This window comes from Clostridiales bacterium (assembly GCA_018333995.1).
In the GTDB taxonomy this organism is placed as follows: domain Bacteria; phylum Actinomycetota; class Coriobacteriia; order Anaerosomatales; family SLCP01; genus JAGXSG01.
This window is the reverse complement of sequence record JAGXSG010000016.1, coordinates 29,178-48,144: the sequence shown is the minus strand read 5'-3', so window position 1 is coordinate 48,144 and position 18,967 is coordinate 29,178. Positions and strand designations below refer to the sequence as shown.

The 18,967-nt window shown below is 63.8% G+C and carries 13 protein-coding genes and 1 other RNA gene; 13 read left to right on the top strand and 1 reads right to left on the bottom strand.

Annotated elements, in window-relative coordinates:
- Positions 1-200 precede the first annotated feature (200 nt).
- The 3 genes from KGZ40_04870 to KGZ40_04860 are packed head-to-tail and all read left to right on the top strand — an operon-like array spanning position 201 to position 7,040.
- A complete protein-coding gene (locus KGZ40_04870; protein MBS3956841.1) occupies positions 201-752 on the top strand; it encodes a tetratricopeptide repeat protein in 552 nt (183 codons plus the stop codon).
- A complete protein-coding gene (locus KGZ40_04865; protein MBS3956840.1) occupies positions 749-6,439 on the top strand; it encodes a fibronectin type III domain-containing protein in 5,691 nt (1,896 codons plus the stop codon). Before KGZ40_04870 ends, KGZ40_04865 begins: the two co-directional genes overlap by 4 nt.
- A gap of 55 nt (positions 6,440-6,494) precedes the next feature.
- Complete coding sequence (locus tag KGZ40_04860; protein MBS3956839.1) at positions 6,495-7,040, top strand: phosphate-starvation-inducible PsiE family protein; 546 nt, start codon at positions 6,495-6,497, stop codon at positions 7,038-7,040.
- On the opposite strand, the gene KGZ40_04855 is transcribed toward KGZ40_04860, so the two are convergent.
- Positions 7,034-8,203 carry a hypothetical protein gene (locus tag KGZ40_04855; protein MBS3956838.1) on the bottom strand — a complete coding sequence of 390 codons (1,170 nt, stop codon included), beginning with the start codon at positions 8,201-8,203 and terminating at the stop codon, positions 7,034-7,036. The genes KGZ40_04860 and KGZ40_04855 overlap by 7 nt on opposite strands.
- A gap of 134 nt (positions 8,204-8,337) precedes the next feature.
- On the opposite strand from KGZ40_04855, the gene ffs reads away from it, so the two are divergent.
- From ffs to KGZ40_04805, 10 genes are all read left to right on the top strand, one after another.
- Positions 8,338-8,433: signal recognition particle sRNA small type (gene ffs / locus KGZ40_04850), an RNA gene on the top strand.
- Positions 8,434-8,503: 70 nt separating this feature from the next.
- A complete protein-coding gene (gene dnaX / locus KGZ40_04845; protein ID MBS3956837.1) occupies positions 8,504-10,198 on the top strand; it encodes a DNA polymerase III subunit gamma/tau in 1,695 nt (564 codons plus the stop codon).
- Between the two features lie 13 nt (positions 10,199-10,211).
- Positions 10,212-10,526 (top strand): YbaB/EbfC family nucleoid-associated protein, encoded by a 315-nt coding sequence (locus KGZ40_04840; GenBank protein MBS3956836.1) that lies wholly within the window; start codon positions 10,212-10,214, stop codon positions 10,524-10,526.
- 9 nt (positions 10,527-10,535) lie between these two features.
- Positions 10,536-11,165: a recombination mediator RecR gene (gene recR, locus KGZ40_04835; GenBank protein MBS3956835.1), complete on the top strand. Its 630-nt coding sequence runs from the start codon at positions 10,536-10,538 to the stop codon at positions 11,163-11,165.
- A 3-nt stretch (positions 11,166-11,168) separates the two neighbouring features.
- The gene (locus KGZ40_04830; GenBank protein ID MBS3956834.1) at positions 11,169-13,736 is read left to right on the top strand and encodes an HD domain-containing protein; all 2,568 of its coding nucleotides are present in this window, start codon (positions 11,169-11,171) and stop codon (positions 13,734-13,736) included.
- 83 nt (positions 13,737-13,819) lie between these two features.
- Positions 13,820-15,079, top strand: a complete 1,260-nt coding sequence (locus KGZ40_04825; protein ID MBS3956833.1) for an aspartate kinase — start codon at positions 13,820-13,822, stop codon at positions 15,077-15,079.
- Positions 15,079-16,101: an aspartate-semialdehyde dehydrogenase gene (locus KGZ40_04820; GenBank protein ID MBS3956832.1), complete on the top strand. Its 1,023-nt coding sequence runs from the start codon at positions 15,079-15,081 to the stop codon at positions 16,099-16,101. Before KGZ40_04825 ends, KGZ40_04820 begins: the two co-directional genes overlap by 1 nt.
- 44 nt (positions 16,102-16,145) lie before the next feature.
- Entirely contained in the window at positions 16,146-16,847 is a 702-nt protein-coding gene (locus KGZ40_04815) for a response regulator transcription factor (GenBank protein ID MBS3956831.1), read from the top strand.
- A complete protein-coding gene (locus KGZ40_04810) occupies positions 16,848-18,353 on the top strand; it encodes a HAMP domain-containing histidine kinase (protein ID MBS3956830.1) in 1,506 nt (501 codons plus the stop codon).
- Positions 18,350-18,919, top strand: coding sequence for a QueT transporter family protein (locus KGZ40_04805; GenBank protein ID MBS3956829.1), 570 nt, complete (start codon positions 18,350-18,352; stop codon positions 18,917-18,919). Before KGZ40_04810 ends, KGZ40_04805 begins: the two co-directional genes overlap by 4 nt.
- Positions 18,920-18,967 lie beyond the last annotated feature (48 nt).

The following is an 18,967-nucleotide window of genomic DNA, read 5'->3' as shown; positions in this document are numbered from 1 at the left end:
GCCAAACCTCCGCAGGAGCGCTCATGGGCACACTATGCCCTGTTCAGAGAGTAAAGTGACCGGCGCGCGTGAGCGAAAAGTGTTGCGATGCGCTACACTGGCGGCAGTGAAACGATTTCGGATCAGGAATGTGTAGTGATCACATACCCGGTGCTTAGATGCCGTGCCGTGCTGGTGTCATCGGTGCTCAGGTGGACAGGATGAGCGTGAACCACGATCGCGGTATCCATCGGTGCCGGGCGGGCGCGCTCGCCATCGTATTCATTATCATATTTGGAATGGCCGGTTGTGCGGGTAAAGCGGGGGAGGATCCTGTGCCCGTGTCCGTGGTGCCCGTTCCTCAATCGCTCGATGAGGTCCGGCGCGGCGCGCAAAGGGAGCTCGCCTCAGGAAGCAAGGAGGCAAGCCCTCATGTCACACTCGCCAAGGTGAGCGAGGCCGAGGGAGATCTTGCCGCCGCCGAGCAGGCGTATCAACGCTCGCTGGCCATCGATCCCGAGCAGCCGACCGTGCACCATGACCTTGCCGTGCTCTATTTTGACCGGGGGGATCTGGCGGGCGCTGAACGTTCGCTTCGCTCGGCGTTGAACTTGAATCCCGCACTGCACGGATCGCGTTTACTCTTGGCGGACGTCTTGGCGCAAGCAGGAAGAATTGAGGAGGCCCGGCGGCACGTGACGCTGGTTATGGAGGCGGAACCTCAGGGGATCGACCCGGAGATGTTGCGAGAGCGTCTGGAGTCGTACCGATGAGTGCGCGGCATACGACAACGATACGTCGCTGGTCACGCTTTGCGGGCGTGTGCCTACTTTCTGCCGTGCTGATGGCGACGGGGCTTCCGGGCACGTCGCTCGCGTATCTGTCTACCGGGCCCACCGGTGATCGGGGTTGGTACTGGCAGAATCCGATACCGCAGGGCAATGAGTTGCGGGCAATCGACTTCATAGGCGCGAACAAGGGGTTCGCGGTGGGCGCGAACGGCACCGTGCTCAAGACCGACACTGCCGGCGTGGTGTGGGAAGCGCTCGACTCAGGGGTCACGACGCTCCTGAGCGGGGTGGAGTTCACCGACGCGAACACGGGATGGGTTGTGGGGGCGTCTGGTGTCGTGAGAAAGACGTCGGACGGCGGTGCCACGTGGGTTGCGCAGAACGCCAACGTGGGGACGGCCGCCATGAACGCGGTGTCGTTCGTTGACGCGGACACCGGATGGAGCGTTGGTAACGGCGGACGGATCCGTCACACCTCCAACGGCGGCGCGACGACGTGGACTACACAGACGTCAGGGACAACGGCGGTGCTCAACAGCGTCGACTTCGTGGACCGCAATACCGGGTGGGCAGTGGGTGCGTACGGTACGCTTCTCAAGACGACCAATGGAGGAGTGACGTGGGGCGCGCAGACGTCAGGCACTACCGTCACGCTGTTGGGGGTGACCGCCATCGACGCCAACACAGCATGGGCCGTCGGTGCTTCAGGGACGGTACTCGCGACTGCGGATGGCGGCGCGACGTGGACGGCTCGCGCCGTCGGCACCACGCAGACGCTGTACGATATCGAATTCACCAGCGGACAGAATGCGTGGATCACGGGTGCCGCAGGAGTCATCAGGGCGACGAGCGATGGCGGCGCGACGTGGAGAACTCAAGACAGCGGCACACTCGCGCTCTGGGCGATCGCGCCGACCTCTGCCCAAACGGCGTGCGTCGTGGGTACGGCGGGAACGGTCCTTCTGACCGCCGATGGGGGCGACACGTGGCAATCTGAGATGCAGGGAACGACACGCGCGCTTTTTGGAGTCGACTTTGTCGGGGCTCTGACAGGATGGATCGCGGGTGCGTCCGGGACGATCATGCGTACCGACGACGGTGGCGAGTCATGGGAGCTCCTTACTTCGGGTGCCGCTCACTTGCGGGGGGTTGATTTCGTCGACGGGCAGACCGGCTGGGTGGTAGGTGACGGCGGAACGATCCTCAAGACGACGAACGGCGGGGTGTCGTGGACGCGACAGAGTTCGGGCGTGACATCGATTCTCAGAGGCGTTCGATTCGCGAGCGCGGATGTTGGCTGGGTGGTGGGCGACGGCGGAACGATCCTCAAGACGACGAACGGCGGTGCTACATGGGTTCCGCAGCCGTCGAACACTACCGCGATCCTCTACGCGGTTGAGGTGGTCGATCAAGGAACCGTGATCGCGACGGGTGCTTCCGGGACGATACGCAGGACCACCGACGGCGGGGCGACATGGGCGACGGTCGCCTCGGGTATTACCGGTGCCATCTACGCCCTCGAGGTCATCGATGCGCAGACGTGGTTCGTGGTAAGTACCACCGGGCGCATTCGAAAAACCGTGAATGGTGGCGCCACCTGGACGGCACAGACCTCCGGTACCACGCAGACGCTGTGGGGGATCGGGTTCTCTGACAGCATGAACGGTTGGGTTGTCGGGGCGGCTGGGACCGTGCTACGTACGGTTGACGGGGGAACAAGCTGGTCGCCTCAGGCGTCCGGAACCACTGGCGTGCTGTACTCGGTTCACGCCGCCAGCGCTAGCCAAGGGTGGTTGATGGGGGACTCTGGCGCGATACGCAAGACCGTCAACTCGGGCGTGCTGTGGACGTCAGTGTCGTACGGGACGACGTTGGCGATCAACGCGCTTGCGTTCCACGACGCCAACTCGGGATGGGCGGTGGGCGCCTCGGGTCTGCTCCGCCGCACTCGTGATGGCGGGTTGACGTGGAGAAATCTTGGGTCAGGGACCACTTCCGCGCTTAATGGCGTCGACTTCGTCAGTGCTGACACTGGCTGGGTGGTAGGAAGTGCGGGAGTGATTCGCGTTACAGCCAATGGAGGCATGACGTGGGCACCGCAGGTTTCTGGCGTGACCTCGGCGCTTCGCGGCGTCGATTTTGTCGATGCCGCGAGGGGATGGGCTGTTGGCGACGGAGGTGTCATTCGCGCTACCACAGACGGCGGCGCGACGTGGACGGCTCAGGCCTCCGGGGTGACGACCATCTTGCGAGGCGTCCGCTTTGTGAACGCGACCACCGGCTGGGCTTTTGGCGACGGAGGGGTGATCCTCAGGACGACCAATGGAGGCGGTACGTGGACGCCGCAAACCTCGGGAGTCGCTTCGATTCTCCACAGTGCAACGTTCATTGATGCGAACACGGGGTGGGTTGCTGGCGCGGCAGGCGTGATACGGAAGACGACCGACGGCGGAGCGACGTGGACGGCTCAGGCCTCCGGTGTGACAGGCACGTTATTCGGGGTCTTTGCTCTCGACGCCTCGCGTGCGTGGGCGGTGGGAGCGACCGGCGTTCTCAGGCGTACAAGCGATGGCGGCACCACCTGGACGGGCCAGGCGACCGGCACCGCGAATCAACTAAACGCTATCTCGTTCGTCGACAGCGATCACGGATGGATCGTTGGCAGTACTGGAACAACGCTCCGGACAACCACGGCTGCGCCGCCGGTGACCATCGCAAGCGTCGACCCGGCTGCGCCGGATGGTCTGCATGAGTGGTACGTCACCGCGCCGACGATCACTCTACAGAAGAACGAGTCCGGGATCACCCGGTACAGCTGGCACTCTTCAGATGGCCCGTGGTCGACGTACGTCGCGTCGATCCTGGCACCCGAGGGAGTTGGGACGCTTTGCTATCACTCGATCGACTCGGCGGGCAATCGAGAGGCGGTTCAGAGCCTTGCGCTTAGGGTCGACACGGTGTTGCCGACAGCGCCCGCGAACTGTGCGGCAAGTGTTGAGGGGACCTCGGCGGTGACGGTCTCGTGGCCTGCCGTTACGGATGTGACGTCAGGGCTGGCCTACTACCGGCTGTGGCAGGGCTCTTCAGTGGTGACAACTACGACCGCGCTCGAGTTTGCGGTCACAGGATTGACGCCTGACACGGAGTACACGTTCTCGGTGACCGCAGTTGACGTGGCGGGCAACGAGTCCGCCGCGAGTCCGCAGGTCACCGTACGGACGAACGCGATCGACACGTCTCCGGTCACCACGACCGCGACCACTGTCCCGGCGACGCCTGACGGCGAGAGCGGTTGGTTCATCACCGTTCCGTCGGTCACGCTGTCGTGGACGAGTCCCGCTCCGGCTCCAGCGTCTGTGACGACGCACTACTCGTGGTCATCGACCGATGGACCGTGGAGCGTGTACTCCGCTCCGTTTACGGTGCCCGAAGGATCTTCGAATCTGCACTTCAGCACGCATGACGATGAACGAGTTCGCGACAACGAGCCGACCAGGACTGTGAGCTTCTCGGTGGACACGGTGGTACCGGCGGCCCCCCAGAACGTTCAAGGTGCGGGGTACGGACTCGATGGGGCGTTGATGAGCTGGGACGTGGTGATCGACGCGGCGCCCGGTAGCGGTGTGGCGCGCTACGACGTGTACCTGTTCGATCGGGACGGCCACGACTATGGGAACCCGGTTGCGACGACCACCTCCAACGCGGCGATAGTTCAAGGTATCCGGCCCAACATCGAGTACTGGGTCTACATCAGGGCCGTGGACACCGCTGGCAATCAATCGGGTCCGAGCGCGTCGGTGTACGGGATGACCGCCCAGTCGTTCCCGCCTGACCCGCCCGGTCTGGTGGCGGCACGGCCGGTGCGAGGTGACGAGGTTTTCGTTGCCTGGAACCCCCCGACCGGCCAGACGTTTGGCGAGGTACGCTACCACGTGTTCCGCTCGGATGGCGGGGATTGGGCGCACGTCGGCACGACGATTGGCGTTGATAACCGCTCACTGTCTGACACGAACGCTTCTTCGTCGGCGTTGCTCACCTATGCGGTGTCGGTCCAAGACGATCGCGGGGCGAGTGAGCTCAGCACGCAGACGGTCGAGTTCGCGACGGTCGAGACGCCACCGGCGCCCGCACCGCGGGGCCTGCGTACCGAGATCGTTGAAACGGCGGGCTCGATCACGCTGCGCTGGACACCAAGCGGTCTTTCGAACCTCGCCGGCTATCATGTGTTCCGTGCGGCGTATAGCGGAGGGCATCCCGTCACTCTCACTGCCGAGCCGGTCCTTGGGACCGAGTACGTCGACGAGGCCGTCACTCCCTATCAGCGCTACTGGTACTCTGTCGCCGCGGTCGACTCAGACGGGGTGACGGGTGCGAGATCCGTCGAGAGGTATGCAAGATCGCGCGTCGCCACCGCGTCCGCCGACCCGCACGCGTTGTTCGCTGAGCCGGACTCAGCTCGATGCAGCGTGTGCCACACGATACATAACGCTCCCAACGAAAGGAGCTTGCTCGCCGTGGGGGGCGTGGGAGAGCGGCCGCTGTGCGAGACCTGCCATGACGGCACAGGCGGTCCCGCGGTCACCATGGACGTCGCGCAGAATGCGAGTGGCGCGTTGCACGCTTCAGGTTCCGGCATCCATAGTGGCGGCTTGTCGTGCTCATCGTGTCACAACCCGCACGGTTCCGTGGACACCTCCGAGACGCGACGGCTGCTGGATGTCAGTGGGACGGGCGGCGGCAACGCGCTGTGCTACACGTGTCACGGGCAGGGCTCGGCTCTGCCTGCTGGGGATATGCGAGTCTTCGAGGGCTCGATCCACAACACTGGTGTTGAGCCGCCGGAAGGCGGCAGCGGAGTCACGTGTCTCGCGTGTCATTTCGCACACGGCTCCCCCAGCAGCCAGCTACTCCACTACGACGATGGCTATAAGGGCTGCATGCAGTGTCACGCCGCCGCGAGCGCGACTCCGGAGACACCCGATATCCAGGCCCTCCTGACGTTTTCGGCCAGTCCAAGCAGCCGTCACGATTTGCTCGCGAGCGACCAGGCTGCCACCGGTGCCCGGATGGCGTGTCAGAACTGCCACAACACCCACGCCGTCACAGCGCAGTATCCGCTCGTGGATCCGTACGATCCGTCACCGCAAGGTGTATGGACCGGATCGAGCGGCACAGACCACTGCCTGACATGCCACGATGGGACGCTGCCTACCGCTAGCGATACGCTGCCGTGGGTGCTGCCGCCACTTGGTCCTGGAGGGGAGACCACGACTACCGACATCGCATCGGTCTACCTGAATCCTGCGCACGAGAAGGGCAACCGGCACGGTGCGAAGGTTGGGAACCCGCGATTCTTGCGACCGGAGATGGGCTATCTGCCGGGTGACACTCTCGACTGCCGGGTGTGCCACGAGCCGCACGGCGCCGCGAACGACTACGTCTTACGAGGTGATGTGCGCTCGGCGGACGGAAGCCGCGTGCAGCGAGGGCTCCTCGTCTACGAAATCCCCGAGGCGCTTGGCGGGGGGCACGACATGCGGTACTTCTGCAAGGCGTGCCATGCGATGCCCGACAGCGAGCATCCCACCGTCGATATCACGGCGTTTCCGATCGACTGCACCTCGTGTCACCGGCACGTGAGCTCTTCGGCTGGGGGAAACGGGCTGTGAGCGAGGGCGTACACCGCCCGTGGCCAGGAATCGAACCAGCAGAGGAGACCGCCAGATGAGTGACGACACGGGTGACGATACGGCGCGCAAGATGAGCCAGTACGGACCGGGGAAGCCGGTTGCGGCTGCGGTCGACCGCTTCTCGGGCTTCGCGATGTCGATCATCATCGACGTTTTGGTGGTGCTCGTGCTTGCCGCGCTCGGATGGAAGGTCTGGCTAATCGGAGTCGACCTGTACCTGGGTATCGTGGGTGTCAAAGTCTATGACGTGAAGAATCTGTTCGTCGAGATACTCACCATCTTCATCTTCATCGAGATATTCCACTCGCTCGTCGATTACCTGCGAACCCAGCGGATCAGCATCGTGAACCTCGCTGATGTGTCGCTCGCCATCATCTTCAGGGAACTGTGGATCGGGCTGTTTGGCCTCACGCTGTCGTGGCAAATGGTGTTCGCGTTTGCGGCCGTCATTGTTGGAATCGGCGCGGTGCGCGTCGTGATGGCCCGGGAGCACGCGTCACTCAGGCCCCATTCTGGCCGGTCGTCCTTGCTGCGACCGTCTCAAGCGGCGGAGAAGGCCACGTCGGAGGAGCCTCAGTAGCGAAGCACCGCCGCTGCGGGTGAGCCGATGGCCGCTGCCGCTTCGCCCGGCGCCAACACGTGCACATCGCCACCGTGGAGCAGGGTCTGCGCCGCCGCCCGGTCAAGCAGGTCGGTGTCGCCTCGCGCTTGGTCGTGTGATCCGGCCACCTCGATGATGCCGGGCGCGACGCTTCCCCACATCTCGTCAGTCTCAGCGACAAAGAGAGTCTCGACGCGTCCGGCATGGGCGGCGAGCACGACATCTTCGAGGGTGCTTGCCGCAGTGGCGTTTTCCCGGGCGCTCTCCAGCGACGCGAGGTCGTCTTCAAGCTTCCGTCGGACGTAAGGGCTGAGCACCTCGAGCGCTTCGACGTGCAAAGTGGCCGCGGGAGTCTCGTCCGGATTTCCGGTGAGAGCTTCGGGTAGCAGGTCACGGTATGTGCTGACGGCGCGGTAGATCGGCAGCAGGTAGTCGACCCCAGCCAGGAGCAGCGGTGTTCCGGCCGTGCCGATCAGTTCTACAAGTCCCTTGTCGACGAGCCGGAAGTAGCGCTCGAGGGACTCTTTCGCGATGTCCGCGTGTCCGCCGTGGCCGTGGAACATAGCGGCTCGTTTGCCTCCTCGGCCAGCCGCGGCCGCTGGTGTCCGCGAGTGGAAGTGCACCTGCCTCTCGTAGTCGTCGTACTTGAGCGCTTCGGCGAGGCCCTGGGGAATGCCGGCAGGATCGATCTCGCGTACCTCCTCACCGGTTCCCTCAAGCAGACGCACCCGATTCTTGCTGAGTGCGAGCACAATGAAGCGCAGGTGCGGTGCGAGCGCGGGAACGAGCGGCCTGATAAAGAAGTGCTTGCCGACCCGGACGCGTTCGGGAAGAGTGACCGCTGTCCGGTACACCGTGAAGGTTGCCTGGCCGATGAAGACGGCCAGCCCGTCGAAGCCATCCCGCCAAAACGCGGGATCTCCCTGGAGTTTCCATACGTCCGAGAGAAGTGTGTCGATCTGCGGGGCGCGCATACCGCCCTGGGCAAGCGCAGCCTCGACCTCTTTCAGGAGGTTCTTCAAGCGGATTGGATTTTGTTGCGTCTCGGCGCCCGCGCGATGTGCCGGCAGGTAGACAGAGATCGCCGGCCATCCAGCGTGACCGGCGAGCGCAAGAAGCGATCTGCGATCGAGTGTGTCCATCCGGGGTGCCTCCCTTCGTCGTACAAGATTGTTCCCCTTTCCCCGAAGCGTTCCTGCCGCGCTCCGCTGAGCACGGCCCTCTGGTTGAAGGAGCCGATCGGCTCTATACTGAGGGCTCTATGCGGAGCGCCTTCGAGCGGGATCCGGACGGCGATACGGCGTGAACCTGGTCAGGTCCGGGAGGAAGCAGCCATAAGCGTCCTCTGCCGGGCGTCCGGGTCCCGCTCGAAGGCGTCAGGCGTGTGTCTCCTCCCCGCTGCGGGGTGCTCCGGTCGCACACGGGTATCGTGGAAGGAACCGATGGCACAGATATCCCTTTACCGAAAGTACCGTCCCCAGACGTTCGCGGACGTCGCTGGACAGGAGCACGTGACGCGCACGCTGCGAAACGCTCTGGCCGAGGGCACGGTAGCGCACGCATACCTGTTCACGGGAGCACGCGGCACCGGCAAGACGACCACCGCTCGCATCTTCGCCAAAGCGTTGCAGTGCGAGCACGGTCCGACACCCGATCCAGACGGCGACTGCGAGCAGTGTGTCGCGATAGTCGAAGGTACCCATCCGGACGTCTATGAACTTGACGCCGCCTCCCGCACGCAGGTCGAGGTCGTGCGCGAGGAGATCATCAACCGGCTGCAGTACCCGCCAGTGCGAGGCGCGTGGAAGCTCTACATCATCGACGAAGTGCACATGCTCTCGACACACTCGTTCAACGCGCTTCTCAAAAGTATCGAAGAGCCGCCCGCGCGAACGGTGTTCATCTTGTGCACCACTCATCCGCACAAGGTGCCCGAGACGATTCACTCGCGATGCCAGCGCTTTGATTTCCACCGGATCGGCATCGACGACATTGTGCGCCGTCTCGACTACATAGCGCGTGCGGAAGGCTTCGAGGTCGCCGACGGCGCGCTCGCGCTCGTAGCTCGCCACGCGGCTGGCGGGATGCGCGACGCGATTTCCACACTTGAGCAGCTCGCGGCGTATTCAGGCCGCTCAATTTCCCTTGAGGATGTCGAAGGGTTGCTCGGTGAGGTCGACTCGGCGCTGATCTTCGAGGTTGCCGGACTCATCGCCCAGCGCGACGTCGCGGGAAGCCTTCGATTCGTGGCGCGAATCACCCAGATGGGAGTCGACATGCCGGAGTTCGTCCGGCAGCTCGTGGGGCACGTGCGTGACCTGTACGTGATCGCGGCGGTGGGAGACGCCGACGGAATCGTCGTGGCGCCATCGTCAGATCTTGCCCGCCTCACGGCTCAGGCGCATGAGTTCGGGCTCGACCGGCTCTCACGCGTGCTCGACTTGCTCGGCGAGCTAACGGGAGACATGCGGTGGTCGCCCGATCCGCGCCTCGCGCTCGAGGTCGCGCTCACGCGGTTGGCGCGTCCGCATGGCGAGCTCACGCTCGAAGCGCTCGCGGAGCGAGTCGAGGCGCTCGAAGCGGGCGCGCCGGTCAGTGCGGTTTCGACCGTCTCGCACGCCGAAGCGAGCGCCCCGCCGCTGATCGCTTCGGATGCCGCTCCCACCCCCGCCCTCGCTCTCACCCCCACCCCCGCGCACGCGCCGTCCTGCCCTGGGACGGCTGGCACATTCGATCGCGCGAGGGCCAAGCGCGCATGGCCCGCGATCGTCGCTGAGGTCCGAAAGCGCAAGCCCGCCAGGAGTGCCATGTTCGACGGCACAGAGGTCGACATCGACGCCGACGGCGAGACTCTTGTCGTCGAGTTTCCCTCGGCCGCCCGTTTCCCGATGAGCCAGGCTTCAGAGCCGGAGAGCATAGAGTTGCTCAAAGGCGCGATGACAACGGTCCTCGGCCCGCCGCCGCCATTCCGTTTCCAGCTAGGCCGCGGTGCGGTGCGACCGCCGGAGATGCCGACATCGGCCCAGCCGAGAGAGGCGACACGTGCGAACTCCGGTAGCTCGCCGGACATCGAGACTCTCATGACCGAAACGCTCGGCGCGCAGAAAGTGTCCGAGACGTCGCACACCGACAAGTAGATGGAGTGATGGGATGAAACCAAACTTGGGCGCCATGATGAAGCAGGCGCAAAAGATGCAGACCGAGATGGCGCGAGTCCAACAGGAACTCGCCGAGGAGCACGTTGAAGTCTCTGTCGGTGGCGGCGCCGTCACAGCCGCGATCTCGGGCGACCTGAAGCTGCAGCGGCTGACAATAGATCCGGATGCCGTGGACCTCGAAGACCTCGCGATTCTCGAAGACATGGTTGCCGCGGCGGTCAACGAGGCGCTTCGGCAAGCACAGGAACTCGCGTCGAGAAAGATGGCGGCGGTCACAGGCGGCCTGAATATTCCCGGTCTCACGTAGGGCTCGCCGATGTATCACGCTCCCCCTATCGCCCGTTTGCTTGAGGAACTCGAACGGTTGCCTGGCATCGGGCCCAAGTCCGCTCAGCGTATCGCATACCATGTGCTCCGAGCCGACATCGAACATGCCGAGCGGCTCGCCGGCGCGCTCGTGGAGGTCAAGCGCGTCATCCACTTCTGCCCTCGCTGTTTCGACTTCGCCGAAGGCGAAGTGTGTCAGACATGCGCAGACCCGGAACGTGACGCGTCGCTCGTGTGTGTCGTCGAGGAGCCGCGCGACGTCGTCGCAATCGAGCGCACGGGCGAGTTCCGTGGCCTCTACCATGTGCTCGGCGGGGTCATCTCTCCCGCGGACGGCATCGGCCCGGACCGGCTGCGCGTTCGCGAGCTGCTCGACAGGGTCGCCGGGGGGACAGTGAGAGAGGTTGTGGTCGCCACCAACACCACTGTTGAGGGGGAGACGACAGCGCTCTATCTCGCGCGCATGCTCCAGCCTCTTGGAATCTCGGTCACCCGGATCGCGTCTGGCCTGCCTGTGGGAGGTGATCTCGAGTACGCCGATGAGGTCACGCTTGGCCGGGCGCTTGCGGCGAGACGTGAGATGCGGGATCAGCCATCCGCCTTCGAGACGGGCGGGTGAGGGATGCGGCGGGTGTTGCTCGGGAGGCATCTGTACTACCAGATTGCAATCCCGCTCGTGCTCGCGGCGCTCATTGTGGGTGGCGTGGCCACCGTTGTCGCGACGTACTTCCTGTCTGAGCTGACGGACCGGTGGATCGAAGAGGTAGCCGAAAGCGCCTCAGCGGGGATTCAGGCCCGTCTTGAAGATCGTGTTCGCATGATGGAATCGCTCGCTGGGCTTACCGCGAGCGACGCGGGGCTGACGGCGGCGATCGAAGCGGGAGATGTGCCGGCGATCGAGGCGGCGCTCGAGCGAGCGCAACGCGTGTACCGATTCACGACGGTCGCGGTGGTGGACACGGGAGGTCAGATCGTAGCCGCCGCGGGCGAGGACACTCCGGAGTGCGGGCGCGTTCCGCTCACCGCAGACGCGATATCTGCCAGTGCGGGGAGGCAGGCGAAGGTCGTGGTGGGGAGTGATGGTCTTTTGCGACTGGTTGTCGGCCAGCCGACCAGCGGTTCCCGCACGGTCTGCGTGTCCACGTTGCTTGACGAAGAGTTCGTTGCGGGACTTGCGTCTGGTTCAGGGAACGCATACGCGTTCGTGTTCACCGCTCTTGGCACGACCGCCATCTCCGGATCCCTCGATCCCGAACGTCTCCTTGACACAAGCGTCGTCTCGACGGCGCTCGAAAGCCAGCGTGATGCGATCCTTGAGCTCGTGTCTGCCATCGAAGAAGGCGGTGCGGAACACGCGCTCGGGACGATTACCGTCGGAGAGCATCCGCATACGGTGCGTGTGGACCGCCTTCCGGTGTCAGTCCAAGCGGAAGGCGCCGAGAGCGACGCATACGTTCTCTCGCTGATAAGCCATCAAGTGACGGCTGAGGCGCGCTCGACTACGGTGAACTTCATTGTGATGTGGTCCGTGGTCGCGGTGCTTGCGCTTGTGGGGCTTGGAGGGTGGGTCGCGCGCAGGGTTTCAATCCCGCTCGAGTCGCTTACCGAGGGTGCGCGGCGAGTTGCGGATGGGGACTTCTCGACGCAGATCGAAGTCAGGGGCGCAAACGAGATCGGACAGCTTGCGAAGAGCTTCAACCAGATGACCGAGTCGCTCGAAGAGCGTAGCGGAACTCTCACGAAGAAACTTCTTGAGTTGGCCACGCTCTACGAGATGAGCAGGTCGCTCGGCTCGACCCTCGATATGGACGAGCTGCTCGAATCGGTCCTCGGTTCCGCCCTCCGGATATTCGGAGCGGATCTCGGTTACGTGACGATGCGCGAGACGGAGGGCGGCGCGATCAAGATTCGTGCCCACAGAGGCCTTGCGGGGGTGCGTGTCGACGACCAGACGGTCCGCAGCTCCATGTCAGAGTGGGTGATAGCCGAGTCACGTCCGCTCATTTTCAATCCCTCAGACAGCGTCGGTGGCGGTCAGGTCGAGGTGGTCACGGGGGCGCTCGCGGCGCTCTGTGTCCCCCTCGTGTCGGCTGAGGGCGCTGTCGGCGCGATCATGGTGGGAAGCCAAGACCCGGAGCAGCGATTCGACAGCGAAGACGTGCGCCTGCTGTCGACAATCGCGAATCACGTTACGATCGCCATAGGCAATATCGAGCTGTTTTCAAGCTTGCAGGAAGCGTATCTGGCGACGGTCCGTTCGCTTGCGGCCGCGGTTGACGCGAAGGATCCGTTCACAAGGGGTCACTCGGAAGGTGTCGCAATTTATGCAGGGCTCATCGGGCAGCGTCTTGGTCTATCGCACGATCAGCTGGTCGCGCTCGAGATGGCGGCGTACCTCCACGACATCGGCAAGATTGGCATTAAGGAAGAAATCCTTCTCAAGCCGGGCACGCTTACCGACGCGGAGATGGGGCAGATGCGGCACCACCCGCTGATTGGCGCCAACATCTTGAAGCCGGTGGGGTTCCCGTGGCCCATCACGCCTGTTGTCAGGCACCACCATGAGTACTGGGACGGCAATGGTTACCCGGCGGGACTGCGAGGAGAGGAGATACCTCTGCTCGCTCGCATACTTGCCGTCGCGGACGCCTATGAGGCAATGATCTCCGATCGTCCATACCGGGATGGCCGCAGCCGCCCGGAGGCGATCGCCGAGTTGAGGCGGTGTGCCGGAGCGCAGTTCGATCCGGATGTCGTTGAGGCCCTCATCGAGGAGCTCGATAGCCATGAGCATCTCGATCACCCAGAGGCGTCCGTCCAGACGGAAGATATCGGCATCGACGAGGCGCACGCGGTCTTTGTGGCCCTGTCCGAGGGGATGCTCGGAAGCTTTAGGATACTCGGCGGTCCTCGCCTTGCGGACAACGTGGAAAAGGAGCTCAACGAGCGCTTCGCCGAGGCTGGACAGGCGATCCGGATCACTGGGGGCCGTGTCGCGGTCAAAAGGGCGCAGGGTCACGCTATCGCCGAGGAGATTGAAGGGCTGCGCACCGCGGTGCGCGCTATCGAGGAGGTGATGGGCCGCACATCCGGGCACGCGCTGGTCGATCACTTCTGCGCGGACTCGATGGCGGTGTTGCCTGAACGTATGCGGAGCCTCGCGGAGCGGTTGCGCTTCTACGCCAGCTGAGTCCGGGTGTCGGCGGCCGATGATACACTACATGGTGGGAGTCCATCGGGATGATTCCAGGGATTTTCGAGTGAAGGAGATCAGTGGCGCTGGTTGTGACCAAGTTCGGAGGCACCTCAGTCGCTAACACGGAGCGGATTCTTGGCGTCGCGCGTCGACTGGTAGACAGGAAGTGCGCTGGCGATCAGGTCGTGGCGGTTGTCTCGGCGATGGGTGATGTGACTGACGAACTCGCCGAACTCGCGGCGCGCGTATCGCCTCACCCTCCGGAGCGCGAGATGGACATGCTGCTCGCCACGGGTGAACAGGTGACGATCGCGCTGCTTGCCATGGCGATTCACTCTCTCGGGCACGAAGCGGTCTCGTTCACCGGTCCGCAAGTGGGTATCGTGACCGATTCCGGTCATACCAAAGCTAAGATTCGCGAGGTCAGGGCGGAGCGGGTTCGCGCTGCGCTCGCTACCGGCCACATCGTGATCATCGCGGGGTTCCAGGGCGTGACTGACGATGGCCAGATCACGACGCTCGGCAGGGGCGGCTCGGACACAACGGCTGTCGCGATCGCCGCCGGGCTGAGAGCCGATGTCTGCGACATCTACAGTGACGTCGACGGCGTCTACACGGCAGACCCGCGAGTCGTGCCGCTGGCGCGCAAGCTCGACACCATTTCTTACGAGGAGATGCTCGAGATGGCGGCAACGGGGGCTCGCGTACTCCAGCTTCGCGCTGTCGAGTTCGCGCGCAACCACGGTGTAGTGATCCACTCCCGCTCGAGTTTCAACGACGCGCCGGGCACGATCGTCAAGGAGGCCGACGATACGATGGAGCAAGCGATAATCTCTGGTGTCACGCACGACACCTCTGAGGCGAAGATCACCATCCGGGATGTGGCGGACCGGCCCGGGGTGGCGGCGATTGTCTTTGGCAGGCTTGCCGAGGCCAACGTGAACGTCGATATGATCATTCAAAACGTCTCTGAGAGCGGCACGACAGACATATCGTTCACCACGCCCAAAGACGATCTCGCGCGGGCCCGCCGGGCGACGAGTGAAGTCGTCGAGGAGCTCGATGCGCGCACGTGGAGCGTGGATGAGTCGATCGCGAAGGTGTCCCTTGTTGGAGCTGGAATGAAAACGCATCCGGGTGTCGCCGCTCAGATGTTCAAGGCGCTCGCGGATGCGGGTGTCAACCTCGACATGATCTCGACGTCATCGATCAGGGTTTCCTGCGTCATCTCCGCAGATGAAGTCGAAACGGCGGTTCGAGCCCTCCATTCGAGCTTCGGGCTCGACGCGGCCGAGATATCTGTTGAAACCTCTCCCGCGTGCAGGGCGGTGAGTTGATGGCGTGGCCGCCGCTCCCCGCACGCCCCGTAGTGGCTGTAGCCGGCGTCACGGGTGCCGTCGGGCGCGAGATGCTCGCCGTTCTCGAGCAGAGGGAGTTCCCTGCCGCCAAGGTCATCGCGCTCGCCTCGAGCAGGAGTGCGGGTTCGACGGTGCCGTTCGCCGGCGAAGAGTTCGTCGTCGAGGAGCTCACTGCACGATCGTTTGAAGGTGTGCACATCGCGCTTTTCAGTGCGGGCGCGGCGGTGTCGAGACGCTTTCGCGACGCGGTTGTGGGCGCGGGCTGTGTGATGATCGACAACTCCTCGGCGTTTCGCATGGATGAAGGTGTGCCGCTCGTTGTTCCCGAGGTAAACGGCGAGGACGTCGCGTGGCACTCAGGGATCGTAGCGAATCCCAACTGCTCGACCATCCAGATGGTAGTGGCTCTCGCCCCGCTTCACGCGCTCGCCCCAATCAAGAGAGTTGTGGTATCCACGTACCAGGCGGCGTCTGGTGCCGGGGCGGCCGCGATGCGAGAGCTTCACGAACAAACGGAGGCGTTCCTTGATGGCAAGGAAGTCGTGCCCGAGCAGTTTGCGCACAGGATCGCCTTCAACTGCATCCCCCAGATAGACGTCTTCCTCGACGACGGCACCACCAAAGAGGAGTGGAAGATGGCGGTCGAGACGAGGAAGATCATGCACGCCCCCGAGATCAACGTGATGGCGACATGCGTGAGGGTTCCCGTTTTGCGCTGTCACTCTGAGGCCGTGTCGGTCGAGTTCGCCAGCGCGATCAGTGTTGACCAGGCCGTGCGGGCGCTCGCCAGCGCTCCTGGGATCACCGTTGTTGACGGCCAAGGGTCATCAGCGTACCCGATGCCTGCGGACCTTGAGGGAACAGACGAAGTCTTCCTCGGCAGAATACGCCGGGACAACAGTGTGGAGCACGGTATCGCGATGTGGATCGTCGCCGACCAGTTGCGCAAGGGCGCGGCGCTCAACGCGGTCCAGATCGCAGAGGAGCTTGTGAAGCGATAGGGATAGGACACGGACGACCGAGACAGTGGGGGTGGGCACCGAGTATGTACCAGCAAGGAGAACGCGCAGGGGACGAGAAGATCCTCGTGGTGGAAGACGATCGGACGATCGCCCGGTTCGTTGAACTCGAGCTCATGCACGCAGGCTACCGGGTTCATAAGGTCGACGACGGCCTTGAGGCGCTCGATATCATCGAGCAGGACACCCCCGACCTCATCATCCTCGACCTGATGCTGCCAGGCATGGATGGCATCGAAGTGGCCGAGACGGTCAGATCGCTTGGCATCGAGGTGCCCATACTGATGCTCACCGCACGGGCTGAGACCGAAGACGTCGTTTCCGGATTTAATTCAGGCGCCGACGACTACCTTCGCAAGCCCTTCGAGATTCCGGAGCTGCTCTCGCGCGTGAGGGCGTTGCTGAAACGCACCGAGCAAGGGCGTGTTGGCTCAGCGGTGAGAGCGTCGGGGGTCGAAGTCGATGCCGCATCACGGAGGGCGACGCTCAACGGGGAACCGATAGAGCTCACTGCACGAGAGTTCGATTTGCTCGCCTTTCTTGTCACCAATGCGGGGCGCGTGGTGACGCGCGACGAGATCCTCGATTCGGTCTGGGGCGCACAGAGGAGCACGGACAGCAACGTGATCGAGGTTTTCGTTTGTCACCTGCGCAACAAGATCGGTGATGAACAAAACTCCATCATCCAAACGATCAGGGGCGTCGGGTACTTCTTCGCAAGGGGATAGATGAGACGGTCGTCGCTACGCGTATGGTTCTTGCTGGTGTCGACCATAGTCGCGGTGTTCATCGTTGGCGGGTTGCTCCTTGCGACGTTCGCGGTGCTTGGTGATGCGTTGACAGCGGTGGCGCGCGAAGCGGCGGCAAAGAACGCCGCGGTGATGACAGGCGCGGTGAGTGCCATGGCCGCCGAGGCGCAGATCGACGCTGCCGCCGAGGGGTTGGAGGGCGAGGCACTCCAGCGCGAGGCGACCCGCCGCTTGTTGAGCGGCCTTTCAGAGTTGCTCGACGAGGGCCGTGGGGACGAGATAGAGGTAGCGCTCTACGACGCGAACCTGTCACTGCTATGGTCGAGTGGAGACCGAGCTGTCACCGCCGATGACATAAGGCGCCGTCAATCGAGGCACCTCGGCCAGCAAACGGAGTCCGTAGCGCGGGAGGGTTCGGCTCTCGGCGTCCTGATAGGCGATGCGCGGATCGCGGTGCATACTGTCCACGCCCCCCTCTACCTTCCCGATGGCTCGCGCGGCGTCATGGATGTCACGTACCTCCCATGGGCCGAGGAATCCGTCATCAACACAGTCGCACTTCCGATTGCGGCTCTCGGAATCGCTGGCATGGTGATGATGGTGCTCATGATCCAGATGGGCATCGGATGGGTGCTAAGACTGATCGAAGAGTTGCGACTTGCCGCGGAGTCGATCGACTCAGGCCGCCTCGATGTCGAACTGCCGGTAGTGGGTCCCCGAGAAATGGTGGAGCTCGGGAATGCGCTAAATGCCCTAATTGCGCGCTTGCGGTACCGGGCCGCGACGCAGACGCGCTTTGTGGCCGACGCCTCCCATGAGCTCGCGACTCCGGTGGCGGGTATCAGGGGCTACACCAACATCCTGCGGGCGTGGAGCGCTGATGATGCGGATGTCAGGGACGAGGCGGTCGAGGCCATCGATCGCGAGTCACGCCGGATGGCGAGATTGTGTGGCGATCTCCTTTCGCTCGTTAGAAGTGAACAGGTCACGGATTTCGCAATAACATCCTTCGACGTGGTGCAGGTCGCCCGTGAGGTCATGGCCGGCGCCATAACCCGCTATCAGGACAAGGGCGTGCACTACGAAGGTCCGCCCGAAGTCGAGTTGCCGATTCTCGCAGAGCCGTCACGCTTTGAAGACGCGCTTTCCGTTCTGGTGGACAACGCTTTCAAGTACACTCCCGAGGGCGGGACAGTCACCTTGGATTGCTGGGCGGAAGAGGGCTTCGTGGTCGCGCGAGTGAGCGATACGGGTATTGGCATATCAGCGGACGAACTGCCCAACGTCTTTGAACGGTTCTACCGCTCGGATGTGTCACGCTCGAAGAGCACGGGAGGATTCGGTCTCGGTCTGCCGATCGCGAAGGCGGCGATTGAGTCTCTCGGAGGGACGATCTCGGTGGAGAGCGTCGAGGGCGAAGGCTCGACGTTCACGATCGTTGTGCCCGACTTTCCTCCCGATGATGACACGCGAGGCCCAGGGTGAGCAGGCCACGCCACATAGCGCAGGCGGGCGTGATCGCCGCCGTACACACTGCCGTTACGGTCGCCGTACTGCAGATGCCCGCACAGCTTGGATGGGGTCCGATCCAGCTGCGATTGAGTGAGGCGATCACCGCGGTCGCCGTGTTCACGCCGGCGGCAATCCCAGGCCTGGCCGCTGGCACCGCGCTTGCGAACGCGACCCTCCTTCCTCAGCTGGGCGCCGCTGCGCTCTTCGATGTCGTGTTAGGGTCGTGTGCGACCGCACTCGGTGCGGCGTGGACGTGGCGTTTCCGGGCTCGTGTCGCCGTCGCACTGCTGGGACCGGTGGTGTCAAACGCGCTGATCGTCCCGGCGTATCTGCCGATGTTGTTCAAGGCGCTCGGCGTCGAGCAGGCGCCGATTCTGGGCATCGACGCGGCAAACGGGTTCGTGGCCGTATATCTGCTCGGCGTGATGAGTGTCGGGGCCGGTCAAGCGATCGTGCTCTACGGGCTCGGGCTTCCCCTCGTCACGCTGCTCAGGAAGCACGCCGCGTTCATCGGCGATAGAGGCTCGGATCAGAGCTGAACTCGCGAACATGTGTTGGGATGCCGTGTTTCGCTGATGGCGGGAGAT

Excerpts from the sequence above, each read along its gene's own strand:
- KGZ40_04870 (MBS3956841.1), top strand. The coding sequence starts at position 201 with ATGAGCGTGAACCACGATCGCGGTATCCATCGGTGCCGGGCGGGCGCG.
- KGZ40_04860 (MBS3956839.1), top strand. The coding sequence starts at position 6,495 with ATGAGTGACGACACGGGTGACGATACGGCGCGCAAGATGAGCCAGTAC.
- KGZ40_04815 (MBS3956831.1), top strand. The coding sequence starts at position 16,146 with ATGTACCAGCAAGGAGAACGCGCAGGGGACGAGAAGATCCTCGTGGTG.
- KGZ40_04865 (MBS3956840.1), top strand. The coding sequence starts at position 749 with ATGAGTGCGCGGCATACGACAACGATACGTCGCTGGTCACGCTTTGCG.
- KGZ40_04820 (MBS3956832.1), top strand. The coding sequence starts at position 15,079 with ATGGCGTGGCCGCCGCTCCCCGCACGCCCCGTAGTGGCTGTAGCCGGC.
- KGZ40_04830 (MBS3956834.1), top strand. The coding sequence starts at position 11,169 with ATGCGGCGGGTGTTGCTCGGGAGGCATCTGTACTACCAGATTGCAATC.
- KGZ40_04840 (MBS3956836.1), top strand. The coding sequence starts at position 10,212 with ATGAAACCAAACTTGGGCGCCATGATGAAGCAGGCGCAAAAGATGCAG.
- KGZ40_04810 (MBS3956830.1), top strand. The coding sequence starts at position 16,848 with ATGAGACGGTCGTCGCTACGCGTATGGTTCTTGCTGGTGTCGACCATA.
- dnaX (MBS3956837.1), top strand. The coding sequence starts at position 8,504 with ATGGCACAGATATCCCTTTACCGAAAGTACCGTCCCCAGACGTTCGCG.
- recR (MBS3956835.1), top strand. The coding sequence starts at position 10,536 with ATGTATCACGCTCCCCCTATCGCCCGTTTGCTTGAGGAACTCGAACGG.
- KGZ40_04855 (MBS3956838.1), bottom strand. The coding sequence starts at position 8,203 with ATGGACACACTCGATCGCAGATCGCTTCTTGCGCTCGCCGGTCACGCT.